Origin of the sequence: Paenibacillus piscarius, assembly GCF_022234545.1 — a bacterium.
GTDB classification, from domain to species: domain Bacteria; phylum Bacillota; class Bacilli; order Paenibacillales; family Paenibacillaceae; genus Paenibacillus_AQ; species Paenibacillus_AQ piscarius.
This window is the reverse complement of record NZ_JAIEUI010000005.1, coordinates 182,471-206,332: the sequence shown is the minus strand read 5'-3', so window position 1 is coordinate 206,332 and position 23,862 is coordinate 182,471. Positions and strand designations below refer to the sequence as shown.

Below are 23,862 nucleotides of genomic sequence, written 5' to 3'. Positions count from 1 at the left end.
CAGCCGCAAACACCTGACAGGATGAAGCCGGGCCACAGAGACAATGGATTCAATTACTAAGAAAGGGGTAACTTAAAAATAATAATCATACCTTAACTAAAGGATGGGATCACCGATGGAAGCAAATGTTGAGAAGCTAATGGATTGGCTGAATGCGCACAAGGAAGCTACCCTTGTCATTCAGAAGCAAGAGCTGGAGGATCTGGACACGGTCCATTTCACTGTGGAAACTGTGGACTACCGCAATGCTGAGGATGTGATCGATGATTATCTGGACAGTGCCGTGATTCTGCGGGGATCGGGCAGCACCTTGAATGATGACGCTGAACTGGTGCCTCTGCCCCAGCCGGGGTATGAGATTGCCGTAGCCGGGCTGAAGCTCCAGAACATGGCTGAAGACCAGGTGGAGCTGCAGACCGACCGGGCAAAATATACGCTGTCCTTACCTGACTCTAGCGGGAATATCCTATAACTCTTCGCCGAGAATCTCGACTTCCGTCTCCAGCTCCACATCGAAATGTTGCTTCACAGCAGAACGCACATGCTGAATTAATCCGATATAATCGCTGGCGGTCGCATTGTCGGCATTAATGATGAAACCGGCGTGCTTGCGGGACACCTCTGCACCGCCGATGCGTGTGCCCTGAAGTCCGCTCTCCTGAATCAGCTGGCCGGCATACCGGCCCGGCGGCCGCTTGAATACACTTCCGCACGAAGGGTACTCCAGCGGCTGCTTCGATTCACGCAGATAGGTTAACTCATCCATCTTCGCCTTGATGGCCGCCGGTTCGCCCGGGAGCAGCGCAAATCTGGCTTCCAGCACAATATAGTGTCCGCTGGCAAAAACACTTTTGCGGTATCCCCATTCAAACTGGTCGCCCTCCAGAGTTAAGAGCTGTCCGTTACGGTCAATTACCAGCGCACTGTGCAGCACATCCTTCACTTCACCGCCGTACGCTCCGGCATTCATATAGAGCGCCCCGCCTACCGTTCCGGGAATGCCGCACGCGAATTCCAGACCTGTCAGCCCTTGCTCCAGCGCATAACCTGAGACCTCGATAATCTTCGCCCCGCACTGTGCATACAGCAATCCGTCCCGGATGCCCATTCCGGTGAGATCGGAAGTCTGCAGCACAATGCCGCGGATGCCGCCGTCGCGGATAATCACATTCGAGCCGTTGCCAAGCACCGTCAGCGGAATCTGATGCTCGCGGGCATAAGCAGAGATAGTCTGTATTTCTTCATATGTAACAGGAGCCGCCCAAATATCCGCTTCCCCGCCCATGCGGGTATAGACCAGATCTTTAAGCGCCTCATGGCGTTTCAGTGAACCTGCAGTGATTAGCGGCTGCAGCTCTTCATATATGTGATCAATGTTCATTGTTCATGCTCCTAACCTCATATGGATATGAATTGCGTGCCTCTCTGTTCCGTGCATCATTGGCTTTCGCAACCACAACTGTAACAACGAACAGGCTCCGTTGTCAATGACAATGACCGGAGCCGATTAGTTACATCCATATTATTCCACGCAGCTTCTGTTTATACCCGTACCGGCGGAACTATAGCCCTGCTGCCTTGTATGCCGCAAGCTCATAGGGCAGACACAGCGGCACCCCTGTACGGGGATCAGGTACAATATCGGCCTCAATGCCGAACACCTGACGCAGCACACCAGGTGTCATGACCTCCTGCGGCGAACCCTCACTGATAACATTGCCGGACTTAATCGCCACCATATGATGTGCATAACGGGAGGCATGGTTCAAGTCATGCACCACCATAATAACGGTCCGCCCTTCTGTATCATTCAGCTTCTGCAGCAGCTGCAGCACCTCCAGCTGATGAGCCATATCGAGGAAGGTCGTCGGTTCATCCAGGAACAGAATATCCGTCTGCTGGGCCAGCGCCATCGCAATCCAGGCCCGCTGCCGCTGTCCGCCGGAGAGACGGTCAATCGGACGGTCACGGAATTCGTTCATCCCTGTTACGCTAATGGCCTCCGCGATAATGCTGCGGTCCTCCGGAGTCAGGTTGCCGAACCCCTTCTGATGCGGATACCGGCCATAGCTGACCAGCTCGGAGACAGTTAAGCCGTCCGGTGCAGTAGGGTTCTGCGGCAGGATCGCCAGCTGGCGGGCCACCTCTTTGGTGGACAGATTATGAATGGATTTCCCGTCCAGCATGACACTTCCGCTCTGCGGCTTCATGATCCGGGCCATCGTCTTCAGAATTGTTGATTTCCCCGAGCCGTTCGCCCCGACGAGCGCCGTAATCTTCCCTGTCGGAATCGACAGATTCAGCTCCTTAACAATCATAGTCTCCGCATATCCGATGCTCAGCTGCTTTGTATTTAGACGTTCCGACATCCTATACACTCCTTAGAATTCAATTTGGAATTTAGTTTATTAATACCTGTTTCAAGCCTTCGATTTGGCCAAAAGATATAGAAAGTACGGGGCTCCGATAATCGCTACCACGATCCCTGTAGGCACCTCTGCCGGCTGCAATATCCATCGCCCGACAGTATCTGCCGTAAGCAACAGCAGCGCTCCAATCAGCGCAGCCGCAGGAAGCATGATCTGATGGCGCGGGCCCACCAGCCTGCGGGCCAGATGCGGTGCGATCAGTCCGACGAAGCCAATGCTTCCGCTGACTGATACACAGGCTCCCGCAAGTGCAACCGCCGCCGCCAGCAGCCACCGCCGTTCCCGCTCAAGCGGCAGGCCCAATCCCTTGGAGATTTCATCGCCCAGGTTCAGTACGTTGAGCACCCGTGCCTTATAGAAAGCGAACGGCAGCAGGATCAATATCCAGGGCAGCAGGGCCAGCACGAACCGCCAGTCTCCGCCCCAGATTTTGCCGGCCAGCCAGATGGCTACGAACTGATAATTCTGCGGGTCCAGTCTTAACGACAAAATGAGCTGAACCGCATAGATCCCGGCACCTACGGCAATCCCGATCAGAATCATCCGGGTCGGCGAGAGCCCGTCCTCACTCCTGTAAGCCAGGAAATAGATCAGCGTTGCGGTGAGTGAGGCCCCTGCCAGCGCCAGCAGCGGAAGCACGAAGATCGGAGCTGCTGCAGTGGCCGGCACGAAGGAGATGAAGATTAATACGGCGAATCCGGCTCCGGCATTGATCCCCAGAGTGGACGGCTCGGCGAGAGCATTACGCGACAAGCCTTGCAGAATAGACCCGGATACCGCGAAGCCCGCACCGATCAGCAGTGATATCACGATCCGCGGCAGCCGGAAATCAAACAGAATCAGCTCCTGCTGCCTGGTGCCGCTGCCGGACAGGGTATGTAGAACTTCGAGCGGCGATAACCGCATAAATCCGGTATTCATGCTGACCAGGAACAGAATGAAGATAAGCGCAGCAAGCAGAGTCAGAATACTGATATCTCTGGAACGGCGATGTTTGGCCGGGGGGAATGACAAAGTCCTGTTCATTGCAGCTCCCCCTTGCGTTTGCTGGCCAGATAGATGAAGAACGGTACGCCGAATACGGCAATCAAGGCACCGATCGGTGTCTCGTAAGGCGCATTAATCATTCTGGCACCAATATCGGCCACCAGGACCAGAATACTTCCCAGAACCGCAGAGCAGGGAATAATCCAGCGGTAGTCCACCCCAACCAGATAACGCGTGATATGCGGAACCATTAATCCGACAAAAGCGATCGGACCCACCGTGGACACCGCTGCTCCGGCGAGGATGACCACGATAACCATCCCTGCGGCCTGTACCAGACGGGTGCGCTGGCCGAGGCCTGCGGCAACGTCCCGGCCAAGGCTCAGCAGCGTAATCGAACGCGAGAGCAGCAGAGAACCGGTCAGGGCTGCCGCGACCCAAGGAAACATAATCTGCAGCTGCTTCCAGTTCGCTCCGCCGATCCCGCCGGCCATCCAGAAGGCGATATCCCGGGAGAGGCTGAACAGAATGGCGATGCCCTGGCTGACCGCCAGCAGCAAGGCGCTGACCGCTGCTCCGGCCAGCGTAAGCCGCAGCGGGGTTAATCCGCTATGGGAGAGTGATCCGATCCCGAACACCAGCAGCGAGGCCACAGCCGCTCCAATGAAGCAATACATCATGATGTACGTGAAGGATAACGAAGGCGCGAAGGCAAAGGCAAGTGCCAGGCCGACGCCCGCTCCGGCATTAAGCCCGAGCAGCCCGGAATCCGCCAGCGGATTGCGGGTCATCCCCTGCATTATCGCCCCGGCAACGGCAAAGCAAGCGCCGACCAGTGCGCCCGCAGCGGCCCGCGGAATCCGCAGCTCCCGGATCACCTGATGCTGCGGCAGCTCCGGATTGAACCGGAAGACTGCCTCCCATACGGTAGCCAGCCGGATATCCGCTGCGCCAACCGATACCGATACCATCAGGCCGAAGAGGATTGCGGCTATTCCCAGCACAAGAATCACAGCTGCGGCAACCGGCCGCGACCGGACAAGAGTGTGTCCCTCATCAGAAGGAGCTTTCAGAGCAGAATCTGTAGATGAAGCCATTAGCCGTCTCCTTATAGATGATTATGATTCTCATTATCGCAAAGATATGAATATTGTTCAACTTAAAAAAGAAGCAGACTTCTATATCCTGAGGATATAAAAGCCTGCACAGTTTTGGGCCGTTAAAGAACTTATTTCACAAAACTGCTCAGAATGTCATCGATGGTCTTGGAATTGGCTATCGGGCCGCTGTACAGCCAGCTGGAATCTTTGCTGAATTCATGAACATTCCCTGCCTTGACGGCCGGAATTCCCTTCCAGACCGCGCCCTCTGTAATCTCTGCTCCGTCTGCCTTGTCACTGTTCACCAGAATGATATGCTCTGCAGTCAGCTCGGACAATTTCTCCAGTGAAATCGGATTCCACGGTGCCCTCGACTCCGCAGGGATATCGGTCACGAGATTCGGGAGCTTCACGCCAAGATCGCCATACAATACCGCACCGCTGCTGCGGGTCTCGTCTACAATGAAGAAATTCTTGGACACCAGCCACAGAACAGCTACTGAATCATCACCGATTGCCGCAGAGACAGCAGCTTTGGCCGAAGCCGCTTTCTGATCATAATCTTCGATGGCCTTCTTAGCTTCCGGGGTCTTATTCAGCAGTTCACCGATCTTGAGCAAGGATGCTCTCCAGTCACTGCTGACTTTGTCGCCGAGGACATAGGTTGGCGCGATTTTGTTCAGCTGGTCATAGAGACCATTCTGAACCGAGCCTTCCGACTGGACGATATGGAAGTCCGGCGTGAAGCTGGTGACGGCTTCAAGCGGCAGATCATAGCTGATCGGCGGAACATCCTTAAGCTCAGCAGCGAGGTATTTCTGAGTACCGTTCTTCGTAGACCACTGGGCAACCGGAGTCACGCCGAGCGCTACCAGATAATCCTCCAGATAAGAAGCAATGACACGCTGCGGATTAGCGGGAACAGTCACCTCATGCCCCATGGCATCCGTTACCGTCTTCTCTACAGCAGGTGCGGCAGTTGCTGCAGAAGCCTCCGCAGTGGCTTCCGCTGTTGCCGCAGGGTTGGTGGCTGCTGCACCGTTACTGCCTTCGTTGCTACTATTATTTCCGCAAGCGGACAGCAGCAGTGATGTGGTCATCAGTCCGGCCACCGCCAGCTTCACACTTCTTGATCCTTGCAGGTTGAACGAAAACATTAAATACCCCTCCTGTATGTTACCCTCATGATTGGCCAAAGTCCTGTTACCTTCACCTTGTCTATACTGATGATATTGATTCTCATTCTCCTTGTCAAACAATAACGTATAACAACGTCAAAACGGCCGCCTCCGCATCAAGCAGAAACAGCCGTTTTCCTGTAAGCTTCTATATTATTTGTGCAGATGATAGGGTACGGTCGCGATGACAATGTCCTTCTGATTCATGAGATATGAGCGGATGAACAAGCTGGTCTGATTATGCAGCACCGCCTGCCACCAGTGCTTCGTTACGAATTGCGGAATGAGTACGGTAATATGGTCGGTGGCAGCGGTCTTCCACTCTACAGTATCGATGAACTTCACCAGCGGGCGGATAATGCTGCGGTACCGTGAGCGCAGAACGATCAGGCGCACGCCGGGGTTCCACTCCTCCCACTTCTGCTCCATCTTATGAATCTCCTCCTCATCGAAGCCTACATATACAGCGACCACATTATCCGTGAGCGACTTCGCGTAGCTGATCGAATGCAGCACGGCCCGGGTAACACCGGCTACCGGCACGACTACGGTACTTCCCTTAATGCAGGGCTTATCAGTAGCCGGACAGATCCGCAGCTGGTCGGCAATGTTCATATAGTGGCTATGAATCCGGTGGAACACGATGATGACAACCGGCAGGAAGATGAAGGCCATCCACACGCTGGAGAACTTGGTGATGACGAAGATCAGCGTAATCGTTAACGTAGTGAGCATCCCGACCGTATTGACGGCGAACTTGCTCTGCCAGCCTTGCGGTTTTGTCCGGTACCACTGGACCATCATCCCCAGCTGTGACAGGGTGAACGGAATGAATACTCCGACTGCATATAACGGAATCAGGCCTTCTGTATTCCCGTGAAAGGCAGCTACCAGTACTGCAGACATGACGCCGAGGAAAATGATACCATTCGAGAAGCCCAGCCGGTCGCCGCGCACCATGAACGCATGGGGCAGATATTTATCCTTGGCGAACATGAACGCCAGCAGCGGGAAGGCCGAATACGCCGTATTGGCCGCCAGGAACAGGATGACCGCTGTAATCCCCTGAATGAAGAAATATAACCCGCCGCGCCCGAACGTGGACTCAGCAATCTGCGATACTACCGTTGCCTTCTCATCCGGTACAATTCCGTACCAGTAAGCCAGCAGCGTAATACCTGTGAACATGATCCCGAGGATCAGGCCCATCAGCATCAGCGTTTTTGCTGCGTTTTTCTCTGCCGGGGCCTTGAAGTTAGGAATCGCATTGGAGACCGCCTCCACCCCGGTGAGCGCCGAACAGCCGGAGCTGAATGCCTTCAGCAGCAGGAACATACTCACGTTCGACACGGCCGAGCCGATCTCAGGAACATTGGCATGAGCGCCGCCGGCCATGTATTTGAAGACACCCGAGAGAATCAGCACGAAGATTGATGCTACGAACAGGTAGACCGGGATGGCGATGAAGGATGCCGATTCCGTAACCCCGCGCAGATTGATGATCGTTAAGAGCAGAATGACAGATACCGCTATAAGTACACTATGACCATGAAGGCTTGGAAAAGCCGAGGTAATCGCATCCGTGCCCGCTGAGGCACTTACCGCCACCGTCAGAATGTAATCGACCAGCAGCGAGCCGCCGGCCAGGAGGCCGGTATGAACCCCAAGATTGCTTTTGGCGACAATGTACGCTCCCCCGCCCTGGGAATAAGCGAAGATGGTCTGCCGGTAAGACAGAATCAGAATAGCCAGCAGGCCCAATACGGCTAATGCAATTGGCAGGGAGTACCAGATCGCGGTGAATCCGGCGGCGACCAGTACAATTAAGATTTGTTCTGTTCCGTAGGCTACCGACGAGAGCGCATCAGAAGACAGGACAGCCAGTGCTTTCACCTTGGATAACTTTTCATGATCGAGTTCGTTCGACTTCATCGGACGCCCGATCAATAGTCGTTTTACCTTGCTTACCATTGTAGTAACAGTTCCTCTCTTGGTTAAGTTGAATCGGGGTTCCGTGCGCTGTTTTCATAAGTGGATTTCATAAATGCAGGCACCAAAATAAGCATACGGAAATGATCCGCATGCCTACGGGTGCATGGTCATTATCCCACTGTTGCTTACGAGGTTAGCTGGCGGATTCGGGCTGTGGCAGCCCTACGGTTACAGGTCACAAGACCTTCCCCGATTCACCCCTTTTGGCCTCTCGCCAAAGTGTGGTTCCCCCGTTCTTCCTTCCGGAAAATTCAGCGCATATTCAACTTCTCACAAGGACTAATATTAAGCTACAATGCCCCTTCCGTAAAGCGTTGAAACAAATGAAAAAAGAATGAAAAGCATCCAAAACCACCAAATCAATGATCCGGTAAGTCTTGATCTTTCATTCTCTTTCATTATCCCTGCAAGACGTGTGTTTACAGGGTTTTTGCAACTATTTTTTGCGATAAAATTCTTATTCTGCAGGCTCCTCTTTGCGGCCTGTCCACAGAAGTATGGCCATTAGTGCAAATGCGATCAGCGCCAGCAGAGGAATCGTGATGAACCCGAACCAATTAAGATAATCCTGGTTACACGGAACGCCGATGGTGCAGGGAATCACCTTGCTGAGGGCAGGAATCTTCTGCTCGGCATAATGGTAGATCGAGATACTGCCGCCGATCAGACTGAGAGGAAGCACATACGGTATGATCCGCTTGTCCGCCCGGTAGGTCGCAATGCCCAGCAGGAACAGCTGCGGGTACATGAAGATCCGCTGGAACCAGCAGAGCTTGCACGGCTCATAATGCAGCACCTCACTGAGATACAGGCTTCCGGCTACAGCCACTATACACACAAACCAGGCAAGATAGAGACAATTCCGGCGGCAAAAGGCGGCGAAGCCACTCATGGGGTCGCTGCAGCTCCCGCTGCTTCCTGAATCTGTGCATCAATCATTTCCATGTTGAACGGCTCCTTCACCTTGACTCCATTCACGTACAAAGAAGGCGTATTCGTTACCCCGGCATCGGTCCCTACCTGAATATCCCGGTCCAGCTCCTTCTCATAGGTGCGTTCGTCAATATCCTTGCGGAGCAAATCGTAGTCTACCGGCAGCTCCAGCTGCTTGGCAAGGCTTACCAGGAAGTCAGGGGTCGCCCATTCCTTATCCTCGGCGCCCTGGTTGGCATAGATGGCATCGAAGTATTTCCAGAAGGCTTCCTGGTTCTGGTGATAGACCGACAATGCAGCGAGTGAAGCTGTTCTGGAGTCCGGTCCAATGAAGGCGAGATTCACGAAGTAAAAGGAGGCCTGATTCTGGTCCACATACTGCTGCACGATCTGCGGCTTAATCACCCCTGTAAACTGGGCACAGGCCGGACATTTGTAATCGCCGAACTCGACTATCTTCACCGGAGCGTCCTCCTTGCCAAGCCGCATCATTTCGCTGTAGTTAAACGAGACCGGGGCAGCATTGGAATCCGATTTAGCGTCCTTGGAAGCCAGCAGGTATAGTCCGACAAAGATGATGACGACGATGGCAATCGTGCTCACGATCACTATTCTTGTTTTATGCTTCTGCTGCTCCAGCTCGGCCCTGCGCTTCTCCTGTTTGCTCATTTGGGGAATCGTGGCATTATTTTTTTTCGGTTTGCTCAAAGAGAGTTCCTTTCCGTCCTCAGGACTGTCATGATTAATATTTAGTTACTTTTTAATAGTATATAATTAAAGCTCTCCTGTTGGCAAACCCGATTATCCGGCTTCTGTAGCCCCCGGCGCAGAGGTTCCGTCATCCCCCCTGGTGCTTCCGAAGAATACCTCCGGGGAGTGCTCCAGCGATTGCAGCACAATCCGGACAATGAACTGCGTACCGCCGCCTTCTGCCGGCTCTGCCCAGATCTCTCCCTGCATCAGATCCACCAGCTTCTTGCAGATCGCCAGGCCCAGCCCTGTGCCCTGGTATTTGCGTTTGTGCGAACCGTCCACCTGGGTGAAGGATTGGAAGAGCAGCTTCAGCTTATCCGGCGCAATGCCGATCCCGGTATCCCGCACCGTGAACTGGAGCGCCTGGGCACTGCCTCGGACACCATAGGACCCGGCCTTAACCGTAACTGTCCCCGAAGGGGTGAACTTTACGGCATTGCCGACCAGATTAATCAGAATCTGACGGATTCTCGCTTTGTCGCCGGCATAATGATCAGGCAGGCCCTCCTCGATCTCCAGCTCAAGGGATAACGGCTTGTCTTTGGTGCTCACCACGAACAGGTCGACACACTCCTGCAGCAGGCTCTTCAGCTGAAAAGGCTCCTTCGCCAGACTCATCCCTTCTGCCTCCAGACGGGAGATATCCAGGATGTCACTCATTACATGCAGCAGCGCATGGCTGCTAGTGCTCTGCAGCTGCAGCAGCTCCTGCTGCTCAGGATCAGTCAGTTCCTCAGCCAACAGCTGGTTGATGCCGATAATCCCGTTCAGCGGAGTACGGATTTCGTGGCTCATGGTGGCCAGGAACTCGCTTTTCATCGTAACCGCGCTCTCTGCGGCATCCCGGGCCTGGATCAGCTCCTGCTGATACTTCATCAGGGCGGTAACGTCCTCGGCAACGATGTAGACCAGCTGCTCCTCATGATGGTGCAAGGGGAAGACGGTGACGCTGCAGACCATTTGTTCATCGCCCTTCGTACGGATCCTCAGCTCCAGCTTGGACGACTGGCCCCGCGAAGCACGGAGTACTGCCTCTCGGACTGCACTCTCATCTCTGTCACTGTACAAGACACGCTTATAGTCCCCCAGCTCCTCCTTCCCATACCCTGTCATGCTGCGCAAGGAAGGATTGGCACTGATAATTTTTTTGCGGGCCGGATCGATGCACATGACCATGTCGGGGCTATACTCGAACAATGCGGTATACCGCTGCTCGTGAAAGGCAGCCGACTGAAGAATCCGCTGGCGGTCTCTATATAGAAGTCCGAGGACCACCGATACGATGAACAGGAATGATCCGCCCAGGATCATCCCAAGTACCGAGTCATTCAGCTGCGGAGCTTGCCCCCTGTACAGAAGTGATTCATCGGCCTTGAAGACCAGTCCGGCCATCGCTGCATAATGAATCCCTGCGAATGAGCCGGTGAGCGTCATGACGAGCAGCAGCTTTTTGACACTGAACATATTGTACGGACTCTCCAGCCACTTACTGTCGTAAGAAGCAGTGACAACCGGAATCAGCAGGGCGAACAGGACAGACAGAATGATGGAGAATGTACCCTGCTCATAGCTGGCAGCCATCCGCATGGACCAGATCCCGCTGAAATGCATGATTAGAATGCCGCTGCTGAACAACAGCCCTCCGAGCCCGAGATAAGTCCGGCTGCGGGTCCGGGGATTATTCAGCATTACCAGCAGCATATAAGAGGCAGCCACAGGAATGACCAGGGAGAACGCCAGCAGCAGCAGATCATAGGACACTGGAACGCCCATATGCATTGCACGCATTCCCAGGAAATGCATACTCCACAGGCCTGTGCCAAGCACTGCGGATATCAATAGAATATAACGGGACCCCCGCCGGCCGCGGAGCATCCGTTCAGTCAGGTCCAGAGCGGTGAAGCAGGTCAAGAAAGCAATGACCACAGAAAAAAGGACAAGCAGATCATTGTACGTATTCAGTGTATGCTCCAAGCGCTCCCGCCCCTTTCCCGTAGTTTGATGTAAGGTACTCATTTACACATCCTTACCCGCCGCTTATCCCGCCGAATCGCTGAAAGCTGCTTTTGGGCAGGAAGATTATGTAAAACACCCCCCCGCAAAGTGGGGCTTTAGCGTAGGTGGTGACTCAGGTACTTTGCGGGGAGCCCAAAACATATAAATTACGCTTATCTATTAAGGAAATCGGGGCGGAACGTTTCGCTCCGCATGACAAAAAAGCACAGCGCCATTATAGCGCCATGCTTACAGGATATGCAGGTTATGCTCCGGCTTCCTCCGTCAGAAACTGCACCTTCAGCAGTTTAATCCGCGAAATCCGCTTATTGTCTGTCTCCTCTACCACAAATAAATGATTGTCGAACTCCACCGTCTGGCCCTTCTGCGGAGGATTGACCTCCAGCTTGGAATACAGCCAGCCGCCAATCGTATCGTAATCATCGGTCTCCATATGAATGCCCAGCTTGTCGTTGATTTCCTCAATCAGCATCAGGCCGTCTACAGAGTACTCATCCTCCCCCAGCTGCTCGATGCCGGGGCGCTCTTCGTCGAATTCATCCTGAATCTCGCCGACAATCTCTTCCATGATGTCCTCCAGCGTGACCATTCCTGAGGTACCGCCGTATTCATCAATAAGAATGGCAATCTGGGTCTTGGCGCGCTGCATTACCTTCAGCAGGCTGCTGATCTGGATCGATTCCGGTACAGTCAGGATGGGACGGATCAGTTCGTTATACTTCGGGGCCTGGTCACGGATCATATCCTTGATGTGGATGAAGCCGAGAATATGGTCCTTGTCGCCGTCACAGACCGGATACCGGGTTCTCATGCCGCCGAAGGCAATCTCCAGATTCTCCTCCGTCGACAGATGCGTGTTCAGACAGATCATTTCGGTACGCGGAATCATAATCTCCCTGGCCATCGTATCGGCAAATTCAAAGATATTGTCGACCAGCGCCATCTCCGTGTTGTCGATCAGACCGCTCTTGTTGCTCTCCTGCATCAGAATGCGGATCTCTTCCTCGGTGTGGGCCGTGGCCAGCTCTGAAGCCGGCGTCAGACGGAAGATCCGCAGCAGGCCTAGCGCTAATCCGTTAACTACCCATATGAAGGGATACATGATGCGGTAGAACACATTCATCGGCCCGGCCGTCAGCAGAAGCACCGCCTCCGCCTTGTTCACGGCAATGGTCTTCGGTGCCAGCTCACCAAGCACAATATGCAGAACGGTGATGAACATGAAGGCAATAATCAGGGAGATGACGAATACTGATGTCTCGCCAAAGCCCAGGCTGGTAATCAGCGGCCCCACAATCGTGGCTACTGCCGGTTCTCCCAGCCAGCCCAGCGCCAGAGAGGCCAGAGTAATTCCCAGCTGGCACGCCGACAGGAAGCCGTCCAGATTATTCACAATATACCTTGCCGCCGGCGCTCTCTTACTGCCTTCCTCGATCAGGGAATCAATGCGCCCGCTGCGCACCTTCACCATCGCATACTCAACCGATACAAAGAAACCGTTAAGCAGCACAAGCAAAATAATAAGTCCTACATGTAATATACCGGGTAAAGGGTCGCTCAAATTATACTCCTATCCGCCGTAGTCTTTACGGCCGGATAGGCCCACCTCCTTCGTTTACACAAAATGTTAGACTGGATCTTACCGCCAGCTATTCCTTTCCGGATCAATTTCCCAAGTTCCTCAGCTCCTGACTGAATCACGAATTATAAATAATACTTTCATTATATAAATATATTAGGTGAAACAGCAACCATGCGTGTCCCCTCGAAAAATACAGCATATGTAAGTACGCAGGCAAAAGAAACGGCTGACCGCCTTAAACCAAGGGGTACAGCCGTTTTTGGGCTATTCTATGGATAAACGGCGGAAAATACGGGATCTGAGGCGTTTAGCCTTTGCGTCCGCCTACCGGATTTCCGATAACTCCCGGATACTGATACACCAGCGGCTCATCAAAGGTCGCGTAGTCGAAGTTCACCATTAGCAGTACAATCCGCTGTCCGGTAGCGCGGTCGCTGATAATGAGATGGTCCCGGCCGGCCGCTTCCAGCACGCCTGTATAGACTTTGGCATTCCAATCCTTATTGTTCTCGTAGGTGAAATAGAAGGTACCCACCTTGCCGAGATTAAGGCGGAAGATGTTCTCCACGTACGACTGTTCATATACCGGAGCGGCTGTAGAGACTACGGTTCCGCCGGGCATCATCGGGCTGCCGCTGGATACCTGCGGCGGCATGGCGCTCATGGAGCCCATGGTGCCCATGCCTGGCATCATACCCATTTTACCCATATTTCCGATATGTCCCATGTTGTTCATGTTCATGTTATTCATGTTGTTCATGCTGTTCATGCTGTCAGCAGGGTTACTGCCCATCATATATGCTGCGGGGCGGTACGGTTGAGTGATCATGATTCAAATTCCCTCCTAATAGTAAGTAAAGGTCGTTCTTCTAATATACTGCCGGACAATCTCCCTGCGTCGGGGTGAAGAAGCAATGCGCCTTGAAGCGGCCGGTGTTCTGCTGATTGTACCAGGTCGCCGGGCAGTCCCCTACCGGACGGAAGAACCACAGCGCATTCGAGGCCGGCCAGGTCCGTTCCCCGTTGATCGCACGTTTGGCCAGCCGGATATCGGCTTCCCGGGCCCGCTGGTAGAAGTAGCTCTTCTGCGGCGCTTCGAATCCTCCAGGACTCTGGTACACCATGTCATTCACACTGCGGATGTTGTTGAAATCCAGGCAGTTGCCCAGGATCCGGTTCACACCGACATTTCCGACCATGAGCATCCCCAGATCCCCATCCTCTTCAGCCTCTGCCCGCATCAGCCGGGCAAGCACTCTTACATCCTCCGAGTTTGCTTTGATAACGGCCACGCGTTCTCCTCCTTACGTTCATTTCATTGGCAGTCCTGGAACCTAGCCCGTTTCGCAAGCCTGCGCCCTGTTTCCTGCACGCTGTATTGTATGTGCATCCGCCCAAGTGGTGACTGTCCCCGCCCAAATTTATCCATGCTGCTTCAAACCAAATACCCCCGCTCCTAACGGAGCAGAGGTATTTGTAACTTAATCAGGATGCTTGATGCCATGATTACTCTGCCGTGGAATAATGATGCGGACGCCGCTGAAAGCCGCGGTACCGTGTCCCCTGGTAGGTCAGCAGCCCCCGGTCACCCTCTGCACTGAGGCCATATTCCTGGCCGTCCACCTTGAACTCCCTCCGCACCCCATCCTCTGCCTCATACGTCAGATAATAGGTTGTGCTGGTCCGGCTGGAGAGATTGTCTTCCTGTGACTGCTGCTGGCGCACTTCGGTCCGCTTGCTTACGATCCGGGCGGGGATGGACTGCAGGGGGGCACTGTTGTTGCGGCTCCACTGCAGCAGTCCCTTGCCAGCCGACACGGCGATGATCCCCAGGACCACGACAAGAAAGACCGGCAGCACCGTTCCTGTAAAATCAAACATCCAGGATGGATCACTTCCCATAGGTCTCTTCCCCCTTTTTCCCAAGTAATGGCTTCCCTGCCCTTAGGCAGGTGTCACTAATATATATGCCTCTTAATTGCAAGACAGTCTACATACTAAAAAGACCACTCAGATTCCGGAATGAACGGAGTCCTAAGTGGTCTTCAGTGCTGCCTGCGCGGCGTATAGGTTACGCATGTACAAGGTCTAACAATTGCTTGGTTTCATTGGCTTCTTCCGGCATCATTCCATTGTCTGCCCAGCAGGCTCTGCATTGTTCTTCGGTCTGGCACAGGTGGGCGTCCTCGCAGTTATAGCACAATTGCAGCAGGTTTCTTGTCATATAATCCGTTTCAAAAGTTGTCATTGTAATCTCTCCTATTCGGGATGAAAGTTTGTGAAAAAATGAACTTGTTTTCTATGTGTTAAATATATCACAGGATTCAAAGTTTGTCATGTGATTTTTTTCACATTTTTAAAGAAAATTTTAAATAAGATTTTTCTTTATTATTTGACCATAAGAAACATGAAAACCGCCTTCGTTAAAAAGGCGGTTTATTACGTGTCCCGTTAGTGCCGGTAGCCATAGCCGCAACGAAATAATGAGCCTAGTCCGACAGTGCCCGCATGATGTTGGATTTCGCCTCTGCCGCAATCGCTTCATTCCCCTCACCGGCCGCTTGCATTAAGATCAGCATGGGGATGTATACCGCGATCAGCCGGGCCAGCAGCTTCGTTTCTTCGTCCGCTCCTCCGTATGTTTCGAAAAATACGCTGCGGGCGTAAGGTGGTAAAAAGCTATAGGCAACGCTCAAATCGCAAGCCGGATGGCCTACGCTCAGATCGCCCCAATCAATGATGCCGGAAACGATCCCGTTCTCATTCACAAGCATATTTTTGAAATGAAGATCGCCATGCAGCAGTGCATTCACCGCCTCGACCCGGTCCTTTTGCAGACTGCTAATATACGCTTCGATCATACCGGACTCCTCCGGCGATAAGTGTTCAGCCATCTTCGATAGAAAGCCCTCCAACTTCACTTTGCGCAATGCGATGTCCGTTAAGTTCCGGTGATCTTGATGAACTCCGCACTTCAGCGCCGACTGCACCGGAAACTCATGCAATCTCCGCAAAAATGTGGCCAGCGTCTCTGCCGATAAAGCACGGCGTTCTTCCGTCAACCCGATTGGGAACTCTCCCGGCACGTGGGCGTAGCCAAGAAATGGTGCCGGGTATTCATCACTTGCTTCGCCATAAAACAACGGCTTCGGATAGGGGATAGTCAAGTAGGCCTCCAGCTCCGGCAGCAGCCTCCCTTCCATACGAATCGCGTCAACTGCAAACGTTCTTCTTGGAAACCGGAACACGTACTCGTCACCGATAAGAAAAACCGTATTGTCCCAGCCCCAGCCCAATCGCTTCACTTGCTTCGATGACAGCTCTGGGAATTGCCGGCCGATCAGCGTCCGCGCCTGCTCTTCGTTAACCTCCCACTCCGCATCCCAAACATTCGTTCCTCCCATGAATTGTAAGCCTCCCCGTTTCTTATGTATTAGCATTTATAAATAGAGACTGCCTGTATACACAGACAGCCTCCAATGGCTACATGACACGCCAGCTTACGCCGCCGCTGGTGGTCTGCAGCAGAATCGATTTGCGCTCTTCTTCCTTGGCAATCAGCAGCCAGCCGACATCGTCGGTGATGAACTGGAGCTTCACAATCTCCGGGTACTCCAGCAGCTTAGACTGCAGTACGCTGCTCGGAGGAAGTGCTGTCCAGCTCTGTCCTTGATTCACGGTCTTATACAGAACATTGCCTTCAAGCGACCAGCCCACCCGGGAGTTCAGGAAGTCGGGGGTCAAGTGCCGGTTCACACCCGATTGTGCCGGACGCCCGAACGCGGTGAACTTCCAGTTCTCCCCTCCGTTAGCGGTGAAATACCCATTGTAGATCATGCTGCCTTCCTTCTCCTTCTGGCACCCGACCGGCATCCATCCCCCGGTAGCATTCTCATTGAAGAATTCCGGTATCCCGGTCACTACCCGGTCACACCCGGCGAAGCTGTCATTGACCAGAAATTCAGGACCGGGCACCCAGCTTGCCCCGCCGTCCCGGGTCATAAAGATCTTGGGCAAGGCTCCGGTCTGCAGGGTTACAAAACCACGGTCCGCATCATTGAAGATCATCCCGGTGGTCACGCCCGCAAGCGGAATGGAGGTATTCGGAAGGTTCGGATTATACTGCTCGTTCTGCATGACCTGATTCCAGGTGGCCCCGCCATCCTTCGTTGCATACAGTGCCTTGTTCTCCTTGTTACTGCTGGCACCCCATCTGGTCATCAGCCAGCCATCGGCGGGCGAGCTGAAATAGATGGCGGACAGTTCATTGGAATCGGGGAACGCAGAGATCTGCCAGGAATGGCCGCCGTCCCTGGTTCGCAGCACCACAGTCTCGGTGGTACCGAACGAGCTTCTTATAATCCAGCCGTTGCCGGGATCCGTGAAGAAGATCTCTTTGCCGTATACCGGATTCGTCAGAAACTGCACATTGGTGGCCGGAGAGATATTCGCCCAGGTCTTCCCGTTGTCCAGCGTCATGTACATGCGCAGCTCGTTCCGGGTAACCCCCCAGGCCAGTCCCGCCGAAGAATTGAGCAGTCTGAAATCCGTAAGACGGGTCTGAATCTGATATTTCGGTGCATCCTCGTTCGTTACATTCTTGTTGTCCGGGGTGATAACTGTAATCATCTGCCCTTCCTCCGGCGTCTCTGTCGGCTGCGGAGGCCGTGTTGGCTCCGGCGGAGGGGAAGATGAACAAGCTGAGAGAACAAACAGCGCCATAAGCAGCATCAACACCGTCCGCAGTAATATGGAACCTGAAGCTTTGAATGACAATGCGCTCTCTCCTCTTCTTCAATAATTCATTAAAATTCATTATTCCTTCAAATTCAATTTACTGCGCTTGTACCCGTACAGGAAGTAGATGACCAGACCGATTGCCACCCAGATCACGAAGCCGATCCAGGTCTCCCGTCCCAGGTTGTACATCAGGTAGCCGCAGGTTGCGGCACTGAGGAGTGGAATGAGTGGAACCCAGGGAACCCGGAAGCCTCTCCTAAGATCGGTGTTCGTCCGGCGGAGCGTAATGACACCAAGTGATACGACCAGGAAGGCAAACAGCGTTCCGATACTAGTCAAGTTCGCCAACCGGTCCAGCGGGACGAAGCCGGTAAGCACAGCAATGATGCCGCCGACCATCCATGTGCTGCGCACCGGGGTATGCGTCTTGGGGCTGACCTTGGACAAGCTCTGCGGCAGAAGACCGTCACGCGAGATGGCAAACAGCAGCCGGGTCTGGCCGAACAGCAAGACCAGCAGGACGGTGGTCATCCCTGCAATAGCCCCTATCGAGATTAATCCCGCAATCATATTCTGGTTCACGAAACGCAGCGCATACGACACCGGATCACTGACATTCAGGCTCTGATACGGCACAATTCCCGTCAGCACCAGGGAGACAGCAATATACAGCACAGTACATATGGCAAGCGATGAGATAATTCCGATCGGCAGGTCACGCTGCGGGCGCTTCACTTCCTCGGCGGCAGTCGAGAGTGCATCGAATCCAATATAAGCAAAGAACACTGTCGCCGCACCGTTCATGACACCATGAAATCCAAACGGCAGAAAAGGCGTCCAGTTCTCCGGCTTCACATAGAAAATGCCCGTGAAGATGAACAGCAGCACCACAGAAATCTTGATCACTACCATCACTGTGTTGAAGCGGGCGGTCTCCTTGACTCCCCGTGTCAGCAGCCAGGAAATCAGCAGAATAATAATGACGGCAGGCAAGTTAATAAAGGTTCCCTTCTCCGCATTATACGCTCCAGACAAAGCCGCGGGCAAATGGATGCCGAAGCCTTCCAATAAACCCTGGAAATAACCGGACCAGCCGCTGCTGACCGCGGCTGCCGCAACCCCGTACTCCAGCACAAGATCCCAGCCCAGCACCCAGGCCAGCAATTCACCGAATGCTACATAGCTATAGGCGTATGCACTGCCGGATACAGGCAGTGTCGATGCAAATTCAGAATAACACAGTGCAGAGAGCACGCAGGCAAAGCCGGCAATGATGAAGGACAGAATAAGTCCGGGGCCGGCGTGCTGCGCAGCGGCCACTCCTGTCATGACAAAGATCCCGGTGCCGATAATGGCCCCGACCCCGAGCATGGTTAAGTCAAATGCGCCGAGAGTCTTGCTAAGCTTCTCCGCTCCGGCATTCTGGGGAATGGCCAGCGGTTTTTTGCGGAATAAATCCATACTTCAGTTCGCTCCTGTCAAATGGTTGAGTAGACAACATAAATACCTTAGTTAGCTTGTCCATTTTGGGGTAATGGATTAAATGCGGACAGCTTGAAAACACTATCCCTAGAGCTTATGATGGATAAGATTGGACCGCAAGTGGAATGGCTCTGCCTTCCTAAATCACCCAAATAAATTACAAATGCTGGAGGAGATTCAACCATGGCCCCATTTAAGCCCAATCGTGTCGTAGTAATCGGCACCGGCGCTGTCGGAACCACAACCGCCTACACCTTGCTGCTGCGCAAACGGATGCCCGAGCTTGTGCTGATCGATGTCAATCATCAGAAAGCGCTTGGCGAAGCACTGGATATGAACCATGGCCTGCCCTTCGTCGGGGGTGTGAAGCTATGGGCGGGAACCTATGAGGATTGCCGCGAAGCCGATATCATTATTGTCACAGCCGGTGCCTCCCAGAAGCCCGGTGAGACCCGTATCGACCTGCTCCGCAAGAACATCTCGATCTTCAAAGATATCATCCAGAAAATTACGAAATACAATCATCATGCCATCCTGCTGATTGCTACCAATCCGGTCGATATTCTGGCCTATGCCACCCTGAAGATCAGCGGCTTCGACCGCAGACGTGTCATCGGGTCCGGAACAGTACTCGACAGCGCCCGCTTCCGTTATCTGATCGGGAAGCACAAGGAAATTGATCCCCGGAGCATCCATGGACAGATCATCGGCGAGCATGGCGATTCCGAGCTGCCGGTCTGGAGTCTGGCCAACGTCGCAGGCATTGATCTCGGATTCGATGAAGAGGAACGCAAAGAGATCTTCGAGGACACAAAGAATGCCGCCTACGAGATCATCGATGCCAAAGGTTCAACCTCTTACGCCATCGCATTGGCCCTGGACCGGATTGTTGCCTCCATTCTGAATAATGAAGGCTCCGTGCTGAATGTATCCACCCTGCTGAACAACTATAATGGGGTATCCGATGTCTTCCTCGGTGCACCCTGTGTCGTTGACCGCACCGGCGTGCGCGAGGTGCTGGATCTTCCGCTCAGCCCGGAAGAGCAGAGCCTCTTCCAGCAGTCGGCTGATAAGCTCAAGAGCGAGATTGCCAAGCTGGAGCTCTAGTCTCCGGCAGGACAGACCAGCCGCCAATCTGAACGGATTGGCGGCTATTGTTGTGCTCACGAACGTCTCCCTTCAATCATACGCGAAGACGCGTTAACCCATTAAAGCAAAAAACGGTAAATCCCCCATGTGTATCCTGCATTTATCCTGCATTTTCGGTCATGATTTTGGCCCTTTCTCATGTTAGCAATTCAGAAGAACGTTGTCATCATAAAAAAGCACACTGGATACAGTTTATGTAGAGGTTATGAACAAAAGTTCATAGTTAAGCCAGGGGGCTTGCCCCTGGGAACTGGTTACTAACTGCTGCCGGTGTGATCGGCAATGCTGATCTGCAGCCTGGACATCGCCTCTTCCTTCTCCCGGCTGGTAATATGAGTGTAGACGGTAGTTGTCTGAATGGAGGAGTGACCCAGCAGCTCCTGAACGGTGCGCAGGTCCGCCCCCTTGCGCAGCAGCATGGTGGCGAAGGAATGCCGCAGCTTATGGCTGGAATAAGCGCGCTGCTGGGACGGCGGCACCTCCCGCTGGAAGCGGCTGAAGGTATCCGCAGCGATGCCCTGGATTCCGCGGATCGACAGCCGGCGGCCTTTTTGCGAGATGAACATGGCTTCTTCCTTGCTGCGCCAGGGCGTCAGCCGCTCAGCCAGCGCCTGGTCCAGATAAGGGGCAATATCCTCCGGGACCGGAACATTCCGCCATTTCCGCCCTTTGCCGAAGACCCGCAGCGTGCGTCTGTCTATAATATAATCACTCAGGTTCAGAGTATGTACCTCTCCCACCCGCAGCCCCATATAGGACATCAGCAGGAAGACCGCCAGATTGCGGCTCCGGTATTTGCCGTCTATTGCTGACAGGAAGCGCTGCAGCTCCGCCTCATCCAGATAGACCGGCTCCCGGTTCTTCTCGGTCCGCGATTTCTTAATTCCCGCTGCAGGATTATGGGCAAGCAGCTCCAGCTCTGTTAATGCCTTGAATAGGCAGCTTACCGAAGCATGCTTGCGGTTCCGGGTAGCATCGCTCACCCCGCGTTCGCGGACGGAGGTCAGGTAAGAGACCACATGCAGCTTCTTGACATTCGCCAGGTCTTTGCCGTTCAGGCTGGCCAGGAATTCCCGGGCATCCGCCAGATAGGATTTGCGGGTATACGCCGTATACCCCGCGTCTTTCATCCAGATGACAAACGCTTCCAGCTCTTCTTCATAGTTCAGCTCCAGTTCATTCATCCTCCGTATCCCCCTCAGGTTCACTTAAGTCTGCCGTTCTCCATATAGCAGCATGCTGTTCTATCGTTCTAAGGAACTCGCTAAGCGCAGGCGATTGCCACTTCTTGTTATGGTAGACGACCTGGGTCGCCACCCGCTGTGACTGATCATCCCAGTTCAGGAGGGCCAGCTTGCCTTCCGCCAGCTCCCGCCGGGCTGTAATCAGCGGCAGGAAGGAGATGCCGAGCCCCGCCATGACACACTGCTTGATGGCCTCAATGCTCCAGAACTCCAGATTGGGATCAGGAAATACACCATGGCTGTTCAGATGGCGTTCAAACAAGGTGCGGTAGGTGCAGCCGCTCTCCGTATGCAGTATCGTTACATTCTTAAGATCCAGCGGTGTTACCTCTGCCAGCACCCGCAGCGGGTGATCCAGCGGTGCCACCAGTGCCATTGCTTCATGGATCAGTGTGGTCGAGTACAGATCCTTATACTCGGTCTCCGGCTGAAGCAGAAACGCAAGATCCAGCTCCCCGGAACGTACGAATTCGGTCAGCTCCCAGCAGGCCCCCGGCTTCAGTGTGATCTGCACCTGCGGATAACGGCTGCGGAAGTCCTTGATGATGCCGGGAAGACGGAAGGCTGCCAGTGATTCCGGTGCGCCAATCCGCAGCGAGCCGGCGATCTCCGTCTCGGACCGGAGCGCCTTCTCCGCCATGGAATGGATGCTCTGAATCTCCTGGGCATACGGCAGCAGGCGGCGTCCGGCATCGGTCAGAATGATTTTTTTACCGATCCGGTCGAACAGCGGCTGGGCCAGCTCTGCTTCAAGCGCCTGGATCTGGGCTGTAATACTGGATTGGGCGTAATCGAGCCTCTGGGCGGCACGGGTGAAGCTGCCGGTCTCGACGACGACCAGAAAGGTGAACAAATGCTTAGACTCCAAGTCGGCCTCCTTCCATCCATCGGTTTAGCAGATGGATACCATAGAATAATTCCGTTTTTCCAATGGATCTATTATCTGATACTCTAGGATCAAATACAAGGAAAGCAGGAATATGGATATGACAGACAAACCCTCATTACAGCGCAATATCGGAATGACACAGGCCATAGCCTTATATATCGGAGCCGTACTTGGTTCAGGTGTGTTAATTGTCCCTGGCCTGGCGGCTGAAATGGCCGGCCCGGCCTCCCTGCTGGCCTGGGGCCTCATGTCCCTGCTGATTCTTCCGCTCGCCCTCTCGATGGGGCTGCTCTCTGCGAGATTCCCGAATGCCGGCGGGGTATCCCATTTCGTCACACTGGCCTTCGGCCCCAAGGCCGGGGCCCTGGTCGGCTGGTTCTTCCTGATGTCCGTTCCGGTCGGCGCACCTGTGGCCGCCCTTACCGGAGCCGGATACATGACCGCAGCTATGGGCTGGGCCAATCCGGCAAGAATCGCCCTCGCTTCCGGTATGCTGGTCATTGGACTGGTCACCAACTGGCTGGGCATGAAGGTTGCCGGCAAGGTGCAGATCGCAGTAGTGATTGCTATTGTTGCGGTTCTGGTCTTTTCTTTTGCTGCAGCACTGCCTAATATGGAACGTGTTAACTTTACCCCATTTGCCCCTCACGGCTGGGTGAGTGTCGGTCAGGCAGCTGCGATTCTCTTCTGGTGCTTCATCGGATGGGAAGCCGTCTCGCATCTATCTGAAGAATTCAAGGACCCGCAGCGCGCCGCAGTCAAGGGCGTGAGCATCGCCGCTGTCATTGTCGGCATTCTCTATTTCCTCTCGGCACTTGCTACGGTCGGCACCCAGAGCTACCTGCACGGCGGGGCTGATGCTTCGCTGCTCTGGATCATCAGCCGGCCACTGGGCGCATGGGGCGGCTTCATTGCCGGACTGACGGGGCTGTTCATCTGTACAGCCACAATTATTGCCTATGCCGGCGCTGCCTCGCGGGTAGCCTACGCCCTGGCCCGTCAGGGGGAAGCACCGAAATGGATGGGCCGCCTGTCCGCGCGTTACCAGACCCCTGTCGGAGCGATCAGCTTCCTGACCGTATGCTTTACTCTGGTGTTATCACTTTATGGAAGCGGCCTGGTCTCCATCACCACGCTAATCACCTTCCCCAACGCCACCTTCATCCTCACGTACATCGGCGGCTGCGCGGCCGGTATCCGCTTGCTGCGTGACAGCCGCAGGGGCGTTACGATCAGCTGGATTTCTTTTGCCGCCACGGTATGCGTATTTCCGTTCACCGGCTGGGCGATTCTGTATCCGCTGGTGATTACATTAATCTTCGCCGGGGTGTTCTATTTGAGGGTTGGGGCGAAAAGCCAGGGAATAATCGAACAGTAATTTCACTATT

General features: G+C 54.0%; 22 protein-coding genes and 1 riboswitch. Of the genes, 3 read left to right on the top strand and 19 right to left on the bottom strand.

Annotated features, from left to right (window positions below; translation table 11 throughout):
* The first annotated feature begins 115 nt into the window (after nucleotides 1–115).
* Nucleotides 116–472 (top strand): protein YmzB, encoded by a 357-nt coding sequence (gene ymzB, locus K1558_RS11375; RefSeq protein WP_238651687.1) that lies wholly within the window; start codon nucleotides 116–118, stop codon nucleotides 470–472.
* Here the strand turns inward: ymzB and murB are convergent.
* From murB to K1558_RS11290, 17 genes are all read right to left on the bottom strand, one after another.
* Nucleotides 467–1,381 carry a UDP-N-acetylmuramate dehydrogenase gene (gene murB / locus K1558_RS11370; protein WP_238651686.1) on the bottom strand — a complete coding sequence of 305 codons (915 nt, stop codon included), beginning with the start codon at nucleotides 1,379–1,381 and terminating at the stop codon, nucleotides 467–469. The genes ymzB and murB overlap by 6 nt on opposite strands.
* Nucleotides 1,382–1,562: 181 nt before the next feature.
* Nucleotides 1,563–2,369, bottom strand: coding sequence for an ABC transporter ATP-binding protein (locus tag K1558_RS11365; protein ID WP_238651685.1), 807 nt, complete (start codon nucleotides 2,367–2,369; stop codon nucleotides 1,563–1,565).
* Between the two features lie 51 nt (nucleotides 2,370–2,420).
* On the bottom strand, nucleotides 2,421–3,455 hold the full coding sequence (locus K1558_RS11360; protein WP_238651684.1) for a FecCD family ABC transporter permease: 1,035 nt from the start codon (nucleotides 3,453–3,455) through the stop codon (nucleotides 2,421–2,423).
* Nucleotides 3,452–4,513 carry a FecCD family ABC transporter permease gene (locus tag K1558_RS11355; protein ID WP_238651683.1) on the bottom strand — a complete coding sequence of 354 codons (1,062 nt, stop codon included), beginning with the start codon at nucleotides 4,511–4,513 and terminating at the stop codon, nucleotides 3,452–3,454. Before K1558_RS11355 ends, K1558_RS11360 begins: the two co-directional genes overlap by 4 nt.
* Before the next feature lie 131 nt (nucleotides 4,514–4,644).
* Complete coding sequence (locus K1558_RS11350) at nucleotides 4,645–5,673, bottom strand: ABC transporter substrate-binding protein (protein WP_238651682.1); 1,029 nt, start codon at nucleotides 5,671–5,673, stop codon at nucleotides 4,645–4,647.
* A 174-nt stretch (nucleotides 5,674–5,847) separates the two neighbouring features.
* Nucleotides 5,848–7,665, bottom strand: a complete 1,818-nt coding sequence (locus tag K1558_RS11345) for an APC family permease (protein ID WP_238651681.1) — start codon at nucleotides 7,663–7,665, stop codon at nucleotides 5,848–5,850.
* 128 nt (nucleotides 7,666–7,793) lie between these two features.
* A riboswitch (cyclic di-AMP (ydaO/yuaA leader) is annotated at nucleotides 7,794–7,953 on the bottom strand.
* Nucleotides 7,954–8,143: 190 nt separating this feature from the next.
* Nucleotides 8,144–8,578, bottom strand: coding sequence for a disulfide oxidoreductase (locus K1558_RS11340; protein ID WP_238651680.1), 435 nt, complete (start codon nucleotides 8,576–8,578; stop codon nucleotides 8,144–8,146).
* Nucleotides 8,575–9,327 (bottom strand): DsbA family protein, encoded by a 753-nt coding sequence (locus K1558_RS11335; RefSeq protein WP_238651679.1) that lies wholly within the window; start codon nucleotides 9,325–9,327, stop codon nucleotides 8,575–8,577. Before K1558_RS11335 ends, K1558_RS11340 begins: the two co-directional genes overlap by 4 nt.
* 93 nt (nucleotides 9,328–9,420) lie before the next feature.
* Nucleotides 9,421–11,346, bottom strand: coding sequence for a sensor histidine kinase (locus K1558_RS11330; protein WP_238651678.1), 1,926 nt, complete (start codon nucleotides 11,344–11,346; stop codon nucleotides 9,421–9,423).
* 286 nt (nucleotides 11,347–11,632) lie between these two features.
* Entirely contained in the window at nucleotides 11,633–12,949 is a 1,317-nt protein-coding gene (locus K1558_RS11325) for a hemolysin family protein (protein ID WP_238651677.1), read from the bottom strand.
* A gap of 328 nt (nucleotides 12,950–13,277) precedes the next feature.
* Nucleotides 13,278–13,679 (bottom strand): spore coat protein GerQ, encoded by a 402-nt coding sequence (gerQ, locus tag K1558_RS11320; RefSeq protein WP_238651832.1) that lies wholly within the window; start codon nucleotides 13,677–13,679, stop codon nucleotides 13,278–13,280.
* Nucleotides 13,680–13,839: 160 nt separating this feature from the next.
* Nucleotides 13,840–14,262, bottom strand: coding sequence for a cell wall hydrolase (locus K1558_RS11315; protein WP_238651676.1), 423 nt, complete (start codon nucleotides 14,260–14,262; stop codon nucleotides 13,840–13,842).
* Between the two features lie 214 nt (nucleotides 14,263–14,476).
* Nucleotides 14,477–14,872: a DUF2500 domain-containing protein gene (locus tag K1558_RS11310; protein ID WP_238651675.1), complete on the bottom strand. Its 396-nt coding sequence runs from the start codon at nucleotides 14,870–14,872 to the stop codon at nucleotides 14,477–14,479.
* A gap of 169 nt (nucleotides 14,873–15,041) precedes the next feature.
* The gene (locus K1558_RS11305; RefSeq protein WP_238651674.1) at nucleotides 15,042–15,218 is read right to left on the bottom strand and encodes a hypothetical protein; all 177 of its coding nucleotides are present in this window, start codon (nucleotides 15,216–15,218) and stop codon (nucleotides 15,042–15,044) included.
* 241 nt (nucleotides 15,219–15,459) lie between these two features.
* A complete protein-coding gene (locus K1558_RS11300; protein ID WP_238651673.1) occupies nucleotides 15,460–16,374 on the bottom strand; it encodes a phosphotransferase in 915 nt (304 codons plus the stop codon).
* 79 nt (nucleotides 16,375–16,453) lie between these two features.
* Entirely contained in the window at nucleotides 16,454–17,599 is a 1,146-nt protein-coding gene (locus K1558_RS11295) for a WD40/YVTN/BNR-like repeat-containing protein (protein WP_238651672.1), read from the bottom strand.
* 186 nt (nucleotides 17,600–17,785) lie between these two features.
* Nucleotides 17,786–19,171 (bottom strand): branched-chain amino acid transporter BcaP, encoded by a 1,386-nt coding sequence (locus tag K1558_RS11290; protein WP_238651671.1) that lies wholly within the window; start codon nucleotides 19,169–19,171, stop codon nucleotides 17,786–17,788.
* A 204-nt stretch (nucleotides 19,172–19,375) separates the two neighbouring features.
* Between K1558_RS11290 and K1558_RS11285 the strand changes: the two genes are divergently transcribed.
* A complete protein-coding gene (locus tag K1558_RS11285) occupies nucleotides 19,376–20,299 on the top strand; it encodes an L-lactate dehydrogenase (protein WP_238651670.1) in 924 nt (307 codons plus the stop codon).
* A 299-nt stretch (nucleotides 20,300–20,598) separates the two neighbouring features.
* Here the strand turns inward: K1558_RS11285 and K1558_RS11280 are convergent, their stop codons facing one another.
* Together K1558_RS11280 and K1558_RS11275 are read right to left on the bottom strand one after the other, a co-directional pair.
* Nucleotides 20,599–21,525: a tyrosine-type recombinase/integrase gene (locus tag K1558_RS11280; protein ID WP_238651669.1), complete on the bottom strand. Its 927-nt coding sequence runs from the start codon at nucleotides 21,523–21,525 to the stop codon at nucleotides 20,599–20,601.
* Complete coding sequence (locus K1558_RS11275; protein WP_238651668.1) at nucleotides 21,518–22,453, bottom strand: LysR family transcriptional regulator; 936 nt, start codon at nucleotides 22,451–22,453, stop codon at nucleotides 21,518–21,520. Before K1558_RS11275 ends, K1558_RS11280 begins: the two co-directional genes overlap by 8 nt.
* A gap of 118 nt (nucleotides 22,454–22,571) precedes the next feature.
* On the opposite strand from K1558_RS11275, the gene K1558_RS11270 reads away from it, so the two are divergent.
* A complete protein-coding gene (locus tag K1558_RS11270) occupies nucleotides 22,572–23,852 on the top strand; it encodes an APC family permease (protein ID WP_238651667.1) in 1,281 nt (426 codons plus the stop codon).
* Nucleotides 23,853–23,862: the final 10 nt, after the last annotated feature.

Coding starts and splice junctions, on each gene's coding strand:
- ymzB (WP_238651687.1), top strand. CDS start 116: ATGGAAGCAAATGTTGAGAAGCTAATGGATTGGCTGAATGCGCACAAG.
- K1558_RS11305 (WP_238651674.1), bottom strand. CDS start 15,218: ATGACAACTTTTGAAACGGATTATATGACAAGAAACCTGCTGCAATTG.
- K1558_RS11290 (WP_238651671.1), bottom strand. CDS start 19,171: ATGGATTTATTCCGCAAAAAACCGCTGGCCATTCCCCAGAATGCCGGA.
- gerQ (WP_238651832.1), bottom strand. CDS start 13,679: ATGGGTAAAATGGGTATGATGCCAGGCATGGGCACCATGGGCTCCATG.
- K1558_RS11365 (WP_238651685.1), bottom strand. CDS start 2,369: ATGTCGGAACGTCTAAATACAAAGCAGCTGAGCATCGGATATGCGGAG.
- murB (WP_238651686.1), bottom strand. CDS start 1,381: ATGAACATTGATCACATATATGAAGAGCTGCAGCCGCTAATCACTGCA.
- K1558_RS11350 (WP_238651682.1), bottom strand. CDS start 5,673: ATGTTTTCGTTCAACCTGCAAGGATCAAGAAGTGTGAAGCTGGCGGTG.
- K1558_RS11280 (WP_238651669.1), bottom strand. CDS start 21,525: ATGAATGAACTGGAGCTGAACTATGAAGAAGAGCTGGAAGCGTTTGTC.
- K1558_RS11360 (WP_238651684.1), bottom strand. CDS start 3,455: ATGAACAGGACTTTGTCATTCCCCCCGGCCAAACATCGCCGTTCCAGA.
- K1558_RS11340 (WP_238651680.1), bottom strand. CDS start 8,578: ATGAGTGGCTTCGCCGCCTTTTGCCGCCGGAATTGTCTCTATCTTGCC.
- K1558_RS11300 (WP_238651673.1), bottom strand. CDS start 16,374: ATGGGAGGAACGAATGTTTGGGATGCGGAGTGGGAGGTTAACGAAGAG.
- K1558_RS11355 (WP_238651683.1), bottom strand. CDS start 4,513: ATGGCTTCATCTACAGATTCTGCTCTGAAAGCTCCTTCTGATGAGGGA.
- K1558_RS11295 (WP_238651672.1), bottom strand. CDS start 17,599: ATGATTACAGTTATCACCCCGGACAACAAGAATGTAACGAACGAGGAT.
- K1558_RS11310 (WP_238651675.1), bottom strand. CDS start 14,872: ATGGGAAGTGATCCATCCTGGATGTTTGATTTTACAGGAACGGTGCTG.
- K1558_RS11345 (WP_238651681.1), bottom strand. CDS start 7,665: ATGGTAAGCAAGGTAAAACGACTATTGATCGGGCGTCCGATGAAGTCG.
- K1558_RS11285 (WP_238651670.1), top strand. CDS start 19,376: ATGGCCCCATTTAAGCCCAATCGTGTCGTAGTAATCGGCACCGGCGCT.
- K1558_RS11270 (WP_238651667.1), top strand. CDS start 22,572: ATGACAGACAAACCCTCATTACAGCGCAATATCGGAATGACACAGGCC.